Raw genomic sequence first — 14,601 nt, 5'->3', positions numbered from 1 at the left:
TCGCATTACTTCCGAAGGATTTTTTTATGACAGCATTTCTAAAAATAATATTTTTTATGATAGCATTTTTTCAAATGGTAGAATCATAAAACTCTCGCTTTACGATTGCAATCTTCTCGCTTCCCGGCAGATAAAGATAGCCTACGCATTCGGCTGCATCAGCCTTGAACGTACGCATTGAGAGCTTGCTCCAATTAATCTTGTCCGTGCTCTGAGCCACAGGAACCTGAGGAATCAAACTGCCATCCTTGACCAGAATAATGCAAGGAAGAGGCTGGGAAACCGTTGCCGAGCCCGAAGCCTCAGCATAAGCCTTCACCTCCTGAGCCGTAGGGATGGAAATCTCCTGATAGCCACCCTCGTAAACCTTACCGCTCTGATAATCAATCCATTTACCCTTAGGCAAATAAACCGTACGGCTACTGCCCGACTCCAGGAGCGGAGCCACCAGCAGCTGGGAACCATACATGTACTCATCCTCTACCAACCAGGCACCCGCATCATGCGGGAACTCTACGAAGAGCGCACGAACCATCGGCAAGCCCTTCTCCGAACAATCCTTAGCCTGCGCATAGACATAAGGCATCAGCTGATACTTCATCTCGGCATTGGCACGGAAAGCATCCGTAAAATCCTTGCTGATGAGCCAAGGCTCGGTAGGAGGCGCTCCATGAGCACGGGTATGGGAACTCAGGAAACCGAACGGCAACCAGCGACGGTACAGATCGTCAGGACTCTGGGTTACAAAGCCACCCATATCATGACTCCAGAAAGAGAAACCGCTTAATCCGAAACTCAAGCCGCCTCGCAAATCGCCCAGCATTCCTACGCTTCCAATCTCGTTGGTAGCCGCATCGCCACCCCAATGGAGAGGGAAACGCTGGCTTCCTGCCCACGCACTTCGTGCCCAGATTACGCCCTCATGGTCGGCAGAATTTGCCTTCACGGCTTCCCAGAGCGCCTTATTATAACGCAGAGGATAGAGATTGTGCTCATAAAAGCCTGTCTTGCCGCTGGCGTAAAGACCATCATAAGGAGCCGCCTCGCCAAAATCGCACTTGATGACGCCTACTCCCTGCCGGATGAGATGGGCTATCTTGTCCTGATACCAGCTTACGGTCTTCTGATTGCTCAGGTCGAGCACAGCATCCTCATAATTGAGCGTTCCGTTGGCATTTCTTACCGCCATTCCACCTTCTACCAGTTCGTGGAAGTAACGATTTTTCGGAGTGAAATAAGGCAACTGCCACAGGCAGGTATGGAAACCTTCCTTCTTCAGGGTCTTCAGCATTCCCACAGGGTCCTTGAAGCGGTCCTTGGCAAACTCATAGTCACATTGCCAGTCTACGCCAAACCATCCCGTGTCGAAATGAATCACGTCGGCAGGAATGCGGTTGGCTCTCAGCTGGTGTGCAATCTCCAGACCCTCTTTCTGCGAGAAGTAGGAAATGCGGCTCATCCAGGTGCCGAAAGTCCAGAGAGGCAGCATCGGCGACTTGCCCGTAACGTTGGTATATTTATCCAGAATCTCCTTTGGCTCTCCGAAGAAGACGAAGAAGTCCATCGTCTCATCGCCCATAAACAGGCGCTGAGCTCCGATGTAGCTGGCTCCGAAATCGGCAGTAGTAGGAGCCGAAGTATGCATAAATATTCCATAGCCACGATTGGAGAAATAGAAAGGCACAGGCTTGTACATTCCGTCGGTTTCAGGACCCTGCGGGTCTACCACGGAAATATTCACCTTCTGCCCCACCTTGTTGAGCGAGGTGAAACTCTCTCCGCAACCATAGATTCTCTCTCCCGGCGAAAGCATGAAGACGGGGTTGATGCTGCGCGAATTGTCGCTTCCGCGCTTGATGAAATTAAACGGCAGGAGTTTTACCTGCGTACTGTCGTTGTCTATTATATGTCGAGTTTGTGTAAGTATTTTTCCTTTCGCATCGCGAAGTATCAATCGGAATGGATACTTCTGGATTTCCAGCTCTCCATTTCCGTTTTTATAAATAATGCTTTGTGCCGACGCCGACGTGTTCCATCTACCCTTCCCCATGCGGGCATTCCCGTTGCCGAAGTTACCGGAGATAAACTCAGGCGAGAACATCGGGTCGTTGGCCTCGTCCATCTTAGGTTCGATAGGCGAAGTAAAGACGGTAATGCGCAGGGTTCTGTCATCAATCTTCTGAATCCTGATTTTCAGGTTTGGGTCGTTATCGTACTGGGTGTCGGGGAAATCGAGCATCTTCATCCTGACCGGCCAATAACCGTTGAGGTTGAAAGCCTGTCGGGGTGCCAGCCGGTAACGCTTCCAGTTGAGCAGTCCTTCGCCCTTGTTCAGGTCGAAGTCGGCGATGCTGTCGGCAAGGAAATAAGTATTTGCCAAATCGCAGAAATCGCCCGAAACATCGGGCGCCTGGCATTGTAAGTATTCTATGCCATTATTAGTTTTAAGCTGTGCCTGTCCTGCCATCGGCAGGCTCAGGACACAAAGGGTTAAAAGTGATTTTCTCATGATTCAAAAGATTTTTTATTCTATAATTCCAAAGCCGCTTCCTTCAGGTCAACAGCCTTTGCCTGGAGCTTACCCTTGCCCTTCAATACCACCACGCACTTGCCGAAGAACGCCTTGCGATGAGGGTCGGTAAAACGCTCCAGAGAGGTCTGGCAACCATTATCCGTACCCAGAATCTGAGCATCGGAAGAGAAGAAAATCTGGTTCTCGGCATTCGGGCAGAGATTTCCGTCCTTATCCACCACATTCACTTCTACGAAGGTTGTAGGTTCTGCTGATCCATAAGCCAGATTGCCCTGATAGGTCTTCTTCAAGACGATGTGATGAGGAGCCCCCGCAGTCCTGATGGTCTGCTCGCCCACCAGCTTGCCGTCCTTTCTAGCCACCACCTTTACTTCGCCCGGCTGGAATTCAACTCGCCACATCACGTGATATTCCGTACTCTTCCGGAAGGCTTCACCCTCGTTCTTCTCACCATAGACGGTCTTTTTGCGAACACCCTGGCTCTTGCCGTTCACGAAGAGTTCCACCTCGTCTGCGTTGTTGTAGTAGCACCACATGTCGATGGTCTGTCCCGGAATCCAGTTCCAATGAGGGAAGAGATGAAGCACGTTCTTCTGCGTCCACTCACTCTGATACATAAAATAAGTGTCCTTCGGGAGACCTGCCAGGTCGATGATTCCGAAGTAGCTGCTTCGCGCCGGATAAGCATAAGGAGTAGGTTCGCCTATATAATCGAAACCGGTCCAGATAAACTGTCCGCCCACGAAATCATTATGTTTCACCACATCCCATGTCTCCTCGTGCGTGCTGCTCCATGAAGCATGCATATTATCATAAGCCGAGCACTTGAAGGAAGGGTCGTAGTACGGCAGCCACCACTCCTTAGGAGCCGAATAGATACTGTCGCTAGGCATCATGTAAAAGCCGCGCGTCTGCAGGGCAGAGACACTCTCCGACATGATGAAAGGCTTGCCAGGGAAGTTCTTCGGAACATCCTTCACCCATTGATGATGGTAATTGAACCCAATCACGTCGATGGCTCCACTCTTGAAGAGATGGTTCTTCGGATCGGGCTCATTACAGCCAGCCGTAACCGGTCGCATTCCCCACGGATCATACTCCTTGACTATCCGGGCAAGATGCCGGGTAAGGAGCGAATTCACGCTCAGCTCATCGCCATGCGCCAGCGTAGAAGCATCATGACCTGCATTCAGAATCAGATTCGCCTGCTCCAGCGAAAGCGTATCTGCCGCAGCATCCGACCATTGCTCCAGCACCTCGTTGCCGATGCTCCACATGATGATGCTAGGATGATTGCGGTCGCGCTTCACCAGGTCAGAGAGGTCGCGCTTGTGCCATTCATCAAAGAATCGGGCGTAGTCGCCATTCGATTTCTTGCGTCGCCACATGTCGAAACTCTCGTCCATGACGAGGATTCCCATCGAATCGCACATGTTGAGGAGTTCAGGAGCCGGAGGATTATGGCTGCTCCGGATGGCGTTCACGCCCATGTTGCGCAGGATGGTGAGCTTGCGATGCATCGCATCCTCGTTTACGGCAGCACCCAGACAGCCGAAATCATGATGCTCGCAGACTCCATTCAGCTTGATATTCCTGCCATTGAGGAAAAATCCCTTCCTGGCATCAAACTTCACATCGCGGAAGCCTGTAGTGGTTGTGGATACATCCACTACCTTTCCGTTTAGAATCAGCTCACTCTTGACGGTATAGAGATATCCCTTTCCGATGTCCCAGAGATGCGGATTCTTCACCTGCAGTTTCTGTTCCTGATCACCTTTACTCTTTGCTACAATCTTTCCTGCAGCATCATAGATGGTGTTACGGACAGAGAGTTTCATCCTGTTGCCGGAAGCTGCAAAATCCGTCTTCACCCTGACATCACCCTGAGGAGTGGTAGAAACATACTGCCCCCATTGAGGAATGTAAGCCTTCTTCATGGTCTTGGTGAGCCAGACGTGGCGATAGATTCCGCAGCCCGAATACCATCGGCTGTTAGGCTGGTCGCTATTATCCACCTTCACGGCAATCACATTATCACCCTTCCTATTAATATAAGGTGTAAGGTCGTACTCGAAAGTACTGTAGCCGTAAGGACGGGTTCCGAGCTGATGACCGTTGATGTAGACGGTAGAGTTCATGTAAACTCCATCGAAGGTAATGGTAAAGCGGTCGTACTTCTCATGAGGATTCAGGGAGAAATGCTTTCTGTACCATCCTATTCCGCCTGGCAGAGCGCCTCCGCTGGCTCCCGAAGGATTGCCTGGCGAGAAATCGCCCTCTATCGCCCAGTCATGAGGCAGATTCAGGCTTCGCCAATGGGCGTCAGCATAATCCGCTTTCCACATTCCGGCAGAATCAGCCAGAGTGAAAAGCCAGCCCTTATCAAAAGACAGATGTTCACGGGCACTCATCGGAAGAGCGAAAAGACCGCTCATCAAGGCAACGCTAAATATTGTTTTCTTATTCATTCTTTCCTATCAATATAAAAAATCCCACAGACTGCACGGATTTTCACAGATTCATCTTTCCAGAAAGAGAGTTACAGATATCTGTGTAATCTGTGAAATCTGCGGGAGATTAGATTACTTCAATTTTACAGTTACTGCCTGACCGGCATACTTCACCATCTTGCCCTTAGGAGCCTTGGCGAGGTTAACGCCCTGGTTGTTCTGGGCATTCACTAGAATCACGTTGAAGCGACGCTTCTGCAGCATTCCGTCGAATGAACCCTTGCGAGCACCAATGGTCAGGGTCTTCTGGGCATCATTATACTTGAAGTCTATCATAGCATACTTGCCCTTCTCGTAGTTGTAGTTGGTTCCCTCGTCCTCATAGAGCGTATAAGAACCGTCCTTGCCTGCATAGACATAGAGGTAGATGAGCTCAGCCTTCTTCTGGTCGCTCCACTCCATCTCCGGACCTACAGGAAGGATAGAACCCTCTGGTACGAAGACAGGAATCTTCTCGAATGGCGCATCGGCTACGATGGTCTGACCACCTGCATAATGCTTGCCGGTATAGAAATCGTACCAGCCCTTCTGCTTAGGAAGATAAACGTTACGGCTGTACTTCTGATACTCGCCTACAGGACAAGCCATCAGGGCAGGACCGAACATCCACTGGTCCTTGATGTCGTAAACATTATCATCGCCGTTGAAGTCCATTACCAATCCACGCATCATGGTGTAATCCTTGAAATGAACCATACCCGCCATACTGTAGAGGTAAGGCATCAGACGGTAACGGAGCTTGTCGTAAGCCACGATGGTCTTGTAAGCCGGATGATTGGCTGGCGCAATATTCCAGACCTCACGCAATGGCCACTGGCCATGAGCACGATAGAGCGGAACGAAGCAGCCGAACTGGTTCCAGCGAGCCTGCAACTCACGCCACTCCTTCAAGTCGGCATTCTCCTTACCGGTCTTGTCGAACTCCTGCTGGGCAGCCACGTAGCGGTTCTCTACGCAGAAACCACCCTGGTCCATTCCCCAGAAAGGCAGACCCGCCATAGAATAGTTCAAGCCGGCAGTCATCTGAGCGCGCATGTCCTCCCAACGGGTAGCAATATCGCCCGACCAGGTAGCCGTGCTGTAGCGCTGCTCGCCTGCAAAGCCCGAACGGGTAAGGAGGAAGACACGCTGGTTAGGATTCACGCTACGCTGGCCATGATAGATGGCGTCAGCATTCACGATGCTGTAAGCGTTGAAATATTCGGTTGATGTTCCGAGGGCAGTAGGACCGGAAAGGGCCTTGCGGTACCACATCGGAGTACAGTCGCGAACGTTTGGTTCTGATGCATCCATCCACCATGCGTCAATTCCTAACTTATACTTGGTATAGAGATTCTCGTCCATCTGGCGCCAGAACATCTTTCGTGCACCAGCATCATAAGCATCATAGAAAGAGCCGCGGAAGCCGAGCCAGTCATGAATATCGTCCTTGATAGCCTGATGATACATCCAGCCCCTGCTGTCGAGTTCCTTATAGTTCTTGACGGTATCGTAGAACTTAGGCCATACGGAAATCATGAATCTTCCGTTCATGGCATGCACGCTATCGAGCATCGCCTGCGGATTAGGATAACGTGCCGCCTCAAACTCATGGCTTCCCCATGAATCGAGCTTCCAGTAGTTCCAGTCCTGAACGATATTGTCTACAGGAATTTTCAGGTCGCGGAACTTCTTGAGGTTCTCCTCGATGTCCTTGCTGCTCTTATAGCGCTCACGGCTCTGCCAGAAACCGAGGGTCCACTTAGGATAGAGCGAAGCCTTGCCGGTAAGCGTACGGTAGCCCGAAATCACCTCGTCGAGGTTCTGACCGGCAATGAAGTAGTAATCCATGTCAGGAGACATTTCGCTCCAGATGCTCAGCTGGTTCTTCTCAGCCTCTGAACGAGGAGCAGCTACGCGAAGACCGCAGTAGGAAACGTCGCCATCCGGCTGCCACTCGATGCGGATAGGAGTCTTTACGCCCTTCCTGATTGGAGTTTCAAACTTGAAGGAATTAGGATTCCAGGCTGTACGCCAGCGCTCAGGCACAACCAGCTTGCCGTCGATATAAATCTTCATGTAGCCGGCATAGTAGAGGATAAACTGGTAGAAACTGTTGGTTGGAGCCTCCACATAACCCTCGTAAACCACCTTGGAACCATTCAGGGCAAAGCCCTTAGGCAGGTTCTGGATACCGCCCTTGTCGGTCTTGTTGCAGATTTCAGAAGTCTCAGGCATCGCATATTCAAAGTAGATGCTGTCTTCGCCACGAACAATCTTCTGTCCGTTCTTGTCCACGTAAGTACCGGTAAGCTGACCTTCCTTTCCGTCCTTGTCGTAAAGCTTGAAGGCACGGTTGAGCTGGAGATAATCTTCCGGATTACCCCAACGGCAATAAGAATAGGAATCCCAGAGAATACCGTAGTTCTTGTTGGAAATGACGAAAGGCACACTCACCTTCGTATTATACTGGAAGAGGTCTTCGTTCTTGCCCTTCATGTTGAGTTCCTCGCTCTGATGCTGACCGAGCCCATAGAAAGCCTCGTTGTCTGGAGAATCGAAGAGGGCTCTCCATGACCATCCGTGCTTCTGAGATTCAGGAACCTTGGCGATGTCTACGCCAATCTCACGGTCAGGAACGGTAAAAGGCTTGAAAGTCTTACCACCCTGAGCCACCTCGTTGAGGAGCACATGATCCTTCAAATCATAGAATGTAATCTGACCGGTAGCCTCATTCAACACGGCGCGCATGGCGGCTGTGGTAATGATGAGCTGTTCGCCCTGTTCCTCTACCTTATAATTAGCCTTGCCTTTCTGAGGCACGATGATGAGACTCTGCTTGTCGCGGAATCCCTGCTCGGCAGTAGCCTGCACACGGATAATCTTATCGCTCACCACCTGGAGGCGAATCTGACTAGGACCAAAATTCTGGTGCTGTTTCAATTGAACGGTAAGATAGTTACCTTTCTGAATAAAGCCTGCTGCCTGGAGCCCAGAAGCGCTCATCAGCAAAACGGCTGAAATCAATAACGTCTTAGTTAGCTTCATACTATATTGTTTATACAAGTTTTTTAAACTTATGATTATTAGATTGAATATCTGCCTGCAAAATTACTTCTTTTTAGTGATAATAATACGTGGAAATGTAACAAAATAGGGTATAAAATGTTAATTACCACATTTTATACCCTTTTCGTTAACAAGAAATCAAGAGATTCCTATGGATTCCTATGATTAGATTCTCTCGCCATTCAGTTTCTTCTTATACTGGGAAGGCGTCAGTCCATAAGCCTCCTGAAAGTATTTGGTGAAATAGCGAGGATTGTTGAAACCTACCGTATAAGCGATTTCGCTGATGTTCAGCTCGTCGCTATGAATCAGCTCTTCAGCCCGCTTGATGCGCTTGGCACGCAGATACTCTGAAGGAGTGGTACCCGTGAGCGAAACCATACGCTTGTAGAGCTGGACGCGCGACATGCAAAGATGAGCACTCATCGACTCTACCGAAGTATCCGGATCGCCCATCATGTCCTTGATGTATTTATCCACATCTGCCAGGAACTTGCGGTCGCTGGCTGTCATTTCAAAGTCGCCCAGTTCTCCCTTAGGAATCACTCTCTCCTTAGGCTGGCTTGAATCCTTCTTCTCTTCCTTATTCTTATCAAGGAAAGAACGACGGGCAGAACGGCGTGCCCAACCCAAGAGATTGCGGATGCGCAGATTGAGCATATCGATATTGAACGGCTTGATGATGTAATCGTCTGCTCCACTCTCCAATCCCTCTACCTGATGGTCGGTAGCCAGACGCGCAGTCAGCATCACAAACGGAATGGAAGCCGTCTCCTCGTTGCTCTTCACCATGCGGCAGAGCTCGATTCCGTCCATCACAGGCATCATCACGTCGGAGAGGATGACGTCCGGGCGAACCTCGATAATCTTCTGCCAGGCATCCTTACCGTTCACGGCCTCGATGACCTGATAGTCGGTAAGCACATCACGCATAAACTCGCGGAAGTCATCGCTATCATCTACCAGAAGCACCTTAGCCACATAGTTCTTGCGGGCAGGCTTGGCGGTTAGCGATGAACGATGAACGCCATAGAGCGCATCAGAAGAGCCTCCCTCCTCTACCGTTTCTTCCATCGTATCTTCTGCCTTATGAACGGTAGCGATGACTGGAGCCACACGCATGGATTCCAGATGGGCGTTGGTCTTGGCAGCTCCGCCATCATCCATCGGCAAGTCTACGATAAAGACTGAACCGCCGCCATCGTTGTCTCTTACTTCTACCTGACCTCCGTGAAGTTCTGTAAACTTCTTCACCAGGTTGAGGCCGATTCCGCTTCCACCGGCAGGCTGCATTTCCGTGCCGTTCACCTGATAGAAACGCTCGAAGACGTGCTTCTTCTCCTCATCGCTGATTCCCTTGCCGTTATCGGCTACGCTGATGCGCAACATGTCGTGGGTATGGTCTTTTACCTCTACGCCCAAGGCTACGGAAAGTCTAACCGTAATAGATCCTCCGTCTGGAGTGAACTTGTAGGCGTTACTGAGGAGATTATTGACAATCTTGCCCACCTTGTCTGCATCAAAGGTCATGATCAGCTTGGAAGTATACGACTCGAAAGACAGATTCACCTTATTATTAGCCAGGATTCTGAACGAATTGCAGATATTGTCCACGAAGCTCACGATGTCCATACGGGCAAGAGACAGCTTCTCCTTGTTCTGGTCGAACTTGCGGAAATCCAGAATCTGGTTGACCAGATTCAGCAGTCGGGTTGCATTACGATGAATCAGCTCGAGCTTTCTGCGCTTCTCTGGGTCACCCTCATCCCGAATCATGGTAACAAGAGGCGAGATAATCAGGGTGAGCGGAGTTCGAAGCTCGTGGCTCACATTGGTAAAGAAGTTGAGCTTCAACTCGTTCATCTCACGGGTCTTCTTGATGCTGTCTTCCCTGATCTGGATTTCATACTTCACTCTCTGCTTCTCTATCATGCGGCGGCGATAGTACCAGAACGCAGCCACAACGAGGAGCAGATAAATAATGATGGCCCAGGTAGAGAGATAGAACGGCGGATGGATATGAACCTTCAGCCGGCTCACCTCTTCGCTCACGGTTCCGTCTCCATTCACCACCTTCACTTCGAGCACATAGTTGCCTGAAAGGAGATTGGTAAATGTAACTTCCGATCTTCCGTCAGGAGTCATCATCCACTTATCATTCAATCCCTTCATGCGATAAAGGAAACGGCAACGTGCCGGAAGCGACACCTGATTGGAAGCCAGCTGGATGGTAAACGCCTTGTCCTTATAACTCAAGTCAAGTTCCGGATTGCTGTCGAGCGATAATTTGAGTGGCACTCTGCCCTCGAACTTTTCGCCCGCAGTAAGAGGATGGTCAAAGAGAACAAATCCGCTGAAGAGCACATGAGCCTGCTGCCTGCTGGTGCGGATGGTTCTAGGCCGGATGATGTTGATACCGTCCTGACCACCCACGGCAATCGCTCCGTTTCGCATCAGATAGGCAGAACGGATATTAAACTGACGGCTCTGCAATCCATCCAGCGAATTGAAACAGATCATGGTAAGATTCCACTTGCCCTGAGCATCCTTGGTCAAGGTTACACGGGTGACGATAAACTCGGAAACCAGCCAGATATTATGCTGCTTGTCCTCAACAACCGCACAGCCCACAGCTCCTGTGGTTCCATTCAGTTCGTTGATGGATTCATACTGTCCGTTGCTGCTGTCATACATCGAAATTCCTCCAGGCGAAGCCATCCACAAGATGCCACGGCTATCCTTCATCGCATAATTGATAGAAGGACTCCCGAAAGGAGTTCCGTCCTTGGTACTATTGATGTTAGTCATCTTCCTACTATGAAGATCAAAGACAGAAATATACTGGGAATGACCTATCAGAGCCTCATGATTATTGAGCAGGAAAATGGAATTGATGAAATTGCTCGTTATTCCCGAATTGGCAATATTGAAGGTAGAGAATTTCTCTGTGACAGGATCAAAAATCTGCACACCACTTCCCAAAGTACCGATAAGCAGACGATGCTGAGGGTCTTCCTGGAAGCACCAGACGCTATTATTAGCCAATCCGCTATTGGAAATATTGAAAGTCTTCCACCTGCCATTCTTAAACTGGGTAAAGCCGCCGTTGAAGGTTCCGAAATACATGGTTCCATCCTTCATGGTCACGCTACTCACCACGACATCCGAGCCAAGCCCCGTCTGAGCCTTACCGAAATGCCAGGTCTGTCCGGTTACAGGATTATAACCCACGATTCCCATATCGTTGGTTCCACACCACAGATTTCCTGCCAAATCCTGCGTAATGGTACAGACATCGCCGAGCGGAATGGTATTGAACTTGCTGGAAGATGGTGAATAATAAGCCACACCATTCTTATAGCTGCCCACCCATACGGCTCCGAAATTGTCAATATAAACCTTCTGTAAAGAATTGTCTACAATACTTCCCCGGGCATTACTATGCACATACTGGTGAAAAGTCTTTGACTTGAAATCAATATAGAAAAGTCCATGATGATCGGTAGCAACCCACAAGGCACCATTTGGGTCTACCTGAAGGTCGCGCATGACGATACGGTCTTTTACAGGAACAAGAATTCCTCTCTGTGCAAGATAAGAACGGGCAGTAAGCCATTGTCTGTTAAGAGAATTGAAGACATAAGATTCTGTTGCTGTAGAAACCCAGAAAGTATGATTGTTCTCTACATAACTGTAAGCGCCATTATCTCCACAAAGACGATGGTCTTTCAGGAAGGTATTATACCAGAGCACGCTCTGTTTGTCGCCATCCAGCAGGCACAGCTTTCCGTCGCCATAAGTAACCAGCAGCTTGCCGTCTACATCCTTCAGGTTGCTAAAGTCGCCATCCAGGATACAGCCGCTCTTAGGCTTCTTCGCATATTTGAACAGGTATGTGGTTTCGTTCTTTACATTATAATAATAAAGACCCTTTCCCCACACCTGAATCCACATATTCTTCTGTGAATCCACCAATACTCTCTGTGGTGCACCCTCTACGTTGATGGTCTTCAACCATACTTCCGGCTTGCGGTCGAACTGCTCGGTAGTAGGGTCATAGACACAATAACCCACAGAAGTATGCACCCAGATTTTTCCTTCATTGTCCTCCTGTAAATCATCTACGTAATTGTTGGCCAATGAAGTCTGGTTTGTGGCACTATACAAGAAGGTCTTCATTCGGAATCCATCAAATCGATTGAGTCCCGACTGAGTACCAAACCAGACGTAACCTGTCTTATCTTTCAAGATAGCATTCACCTGGCTATTACTGAGTCCGTCACGGTTATTCAAACTGGAGAACTCGATGTTTTGCAAAGCCGCACTCATCTGGAGAGGCTGCAGAAGCAGCACAAATCCTAGAACCATGAGGGCCTGCCTTAGCAAATTCAAGTTTTTAAACATGCTCATTCAAGGTTTATATTTATAGTTTGTCGTTTTTATCTTTATCATCGCTTTCCATCGAGGTTCATCAGTCTTCAAAGTGGTCTTTCAGTTCTAGGGAAAAGTTCCTTTAGCCCTGCTTCTCAGAGCTTTCTCTGATTTTCAGAATCATCGGCACAACTTCCTTGTAGATTTGCTCATCCCCATTGATGCTGCGCATGAGCAATTCGCAAGCCTTGGTACCCTGTTCGTGCGCCTTATCCATGATGGCAGAAAGGCGGGGAGTAACGAAGGCTGCCGTATCTCCATCCGTGAAGCCGATAATGGCAACATCTTCAGGAATGCGCAAGCCCTTAGCCTTGATGGCATCAAAGGCAGCATAGGTAATGATATCGTTGAAGGCAAGAATAGCATCCGGGCGATTCTCACTCTCCAGAAGTCGAAGTGTAGCATTACGAGCTACATCGAAATCTATCTTGTCACAGACTACCAGATCGCGGTCGATAGGAATACGGTTCTCCCTGAGCGCTTCCAGATAGCCATGCTTGCGACGGCGAACCATATCGAGATGATTAGGACCGCCAATGAAGGCAATACGGCGGGAGCCTGTCTCAATCATGTGCTGAGTAGCCTTCTGAGCCGCCACATCACCATTACCCACAACCTGAGAGAACTTTTCTTCCAGGCAGCAACGGGCAAAAAACACCAAAGGAACTCCCATCTTGTGGAGCTGCTCGAAATGAGAATAGTCGGTAGTATCTTGTGCAAGGCAAGCAATAATACCTTCTACATGCATATCGAGAAAATTGTCAAGAGCCTTCGCTTCGCGCTCATGGTTCTCATGACTATTGGCACTAATAACCGAATAGCCACACTTTGAGGCATAATCTTCTATGCCATCCAGCACGGCAGCATAATAGTGGGTAACCAGATTAGGAACGATGACGCCTATCACCCTTGGAGCTTCCTTCCGAAGACTCTGTGCAAATGGGTTAGGCCGATAGTTGAGTTCCTTTGCCAAGGTCTTGACTTTCTGAGTCATTTCCTCTCCCACCTCATGGCTATTTCGTAAAGCTCGAGACACGGTAGCGATGCTCACTCCCAACTTGTCTGCGAGATCTTTTAGTGATGTTCTACGTTGCTTCATTTACTAATAAGTTAGATTAGAAGATGCATTATTGCACTTTTACGTGCAAAGATACAGTTTTTATTCGAATTTGCAAACGTTTACGTGTGTTTTTTCTAGAGAAAATATTTTTTTTTCTATAAAAACTTGTAATTTTGCAGCCAGTAAGTAATGAATAGTTGATAATAAGTTAGTTAGAGACAAAAGGTTTCAGACTGTCGGGAGACAATCTGAAACCTTATTTTTTTACCATATCCTCAAATATCGTATTCAAGTTTCGCAAGTTCAGAAGTTAAATATAATATTCTGCAGAATCTACCAAGCCCGCTCTTAAAGCATATTTTGTAGCCTCATGAACATTATTGACGCCCAGCTTTCTGAAGATATTCTTACGATGGGTGTTCACGGTATGGAAACTGGAGAAACGCTTTTCGGCTATTTCCTTCGTAGTCATTCCTAATGCAATATCTTTCAGAATCTCAGTCTCAGTCTTGGTAAGATTTACCTTTTCTTCTGTTTCTTTCTTAGGAGCGAGCAATACTTCCATCATGCGCTGGCAGATGAAACGGTTGCTGGCTACACAGAAACGGATAGCCTCCTTGATTTCCATCAGCGGGCTCTCCTTCAGGAGAATACTGAACATACTACTGCTAGCCACGAGTACCTTCACGAAGTCGGTACTCAAGTCTTCACTAAACAAGAGCCATCGGGTATAAGGAAAACGTTGGTTCAGGATGAGCAGCTCTGCTGCATCGTTGATGTCGAAGTTCGTATAGTCGAGTATCACGACCGTATCTTCGTTATCTTTGAGCGCATGCATCAGCTCAGCCTTGTCTTCCACATACTTGCTTTCCAGCCCTTCCATTTTCTCTATCACGTAGCTGAGTCCTGCTCGCGTGATGTCCTGTCTGTCTGCTAGCAAAAGTTTCATGATTCTATCTCCTATCTTATTTTATGTTGTTGATGACAAATATGATTTCTGATGGTCCGCTTCCAGACCA

The 14,601-nt window shown here is 48.7% G+C and carries 6 protein-coding genes; all 6 read right to left on the bottom strand.

The window, feature by feature from the left end; translation table 11 throughout:
* Window positions 1-70: 70 nt before the first annotated feature.
* The 6 genes from ACTQ53_RS07405 to ACTQ53_RS07380 all read right to left on the bottom strand — a co-directional run bounded on the left by ACTQ53_RS07405 (window position 71) and on the right by ACTQ53_RS07380 (window position 14,531).
* Window positions 71-2,509, bottom strand: coding sequence for a TIM-barrel domain-containing protein (locus tag ACTQ53_RS07405; protein ID WP_441932597.1), 2,439 nt, complete (start codon window positions 2,507-2,509; stop codon window positions 71-73).
* A 20-nt stretch (window positions 2,510-2,529) separates the two neighbouring features.
* Window positions 2,530-5,001: a glycoside hydrolase family 2 TIM barrel-domain containing protein gene (locus tag ACTQ53_RS07400; protein ID WP_441932596.1), complete on the bottom strand. Its 2,472-nt coding sequence runs from the start codon at window positions 4,999-5,001 to the stop codon at window positions 2,530-2,532.
* A 114-nt stretch (window positions 5,002-5,115) separates the two neighbouring features.
* Window positions 5,116-8,070 carry a TIM-barrel domain-containing protein gene (locus tag ACTQ53_RS07395; protein WP_441932595.1) on the bottom strand — a complete coding sequence of 985 codons (2,955 nt, stop codon included), beginning with the start codon at window positions 8,068-8,070 and terminating at the stop codon, window positions 5,116-5,118.
* Window positions 8,071-8,256: 186 nt separating this feature from the next.
* Entirely contained in the window at window positions 8,257-12,459 is a 4,203-nt protein-coding gene (locus ACTQ53_RS07390) for a hybrid sensor histidine kinase/response regulator transcription factor (RefSeq protein WP_441932594.1), read from the bottom strand.
* A 145-nt stretch (window positions 12,460-12,604) separates the two neighbouring features.
* Window positions 12,605-13,621, bottom strand: coding sequence for a LacI family DNA-binding transcriptional regulator (locus ACTQ53_RS07385; RefSeq protein ID WP_441932593.1), 1,017 nt, complete (start codon window positions 13,619-13,621; stop codon window positions 12,605-12,607).
* 271 nt (window positions 13,622-13,892) lie between these two features.
* Complete coding sequence (locus ACTQ53_RS07380; protein ID WP_441932592.1) at window positions 13,893-14,531, bottom strand: response regulator transcription factor; 639 nt, start codon at window positions 14,529-14,531, stop codon at window positions 13,893-13,895.
* Between the last annotated feature and the right edge of the window lie 70 nt (window positions 14,532-14,601).

Source organism: Prevotella sp. Sow4_E9_plate, from assembly GCF_052116205.1.
Lineage (GTDB): Bacteria > Bacteroidota > Bacteroidia > Bacteroidales > Bacteroidaceae > Prevotella.
This window is presented reverse-complemented; position numbering and strand designations above follow the sequence as displayed.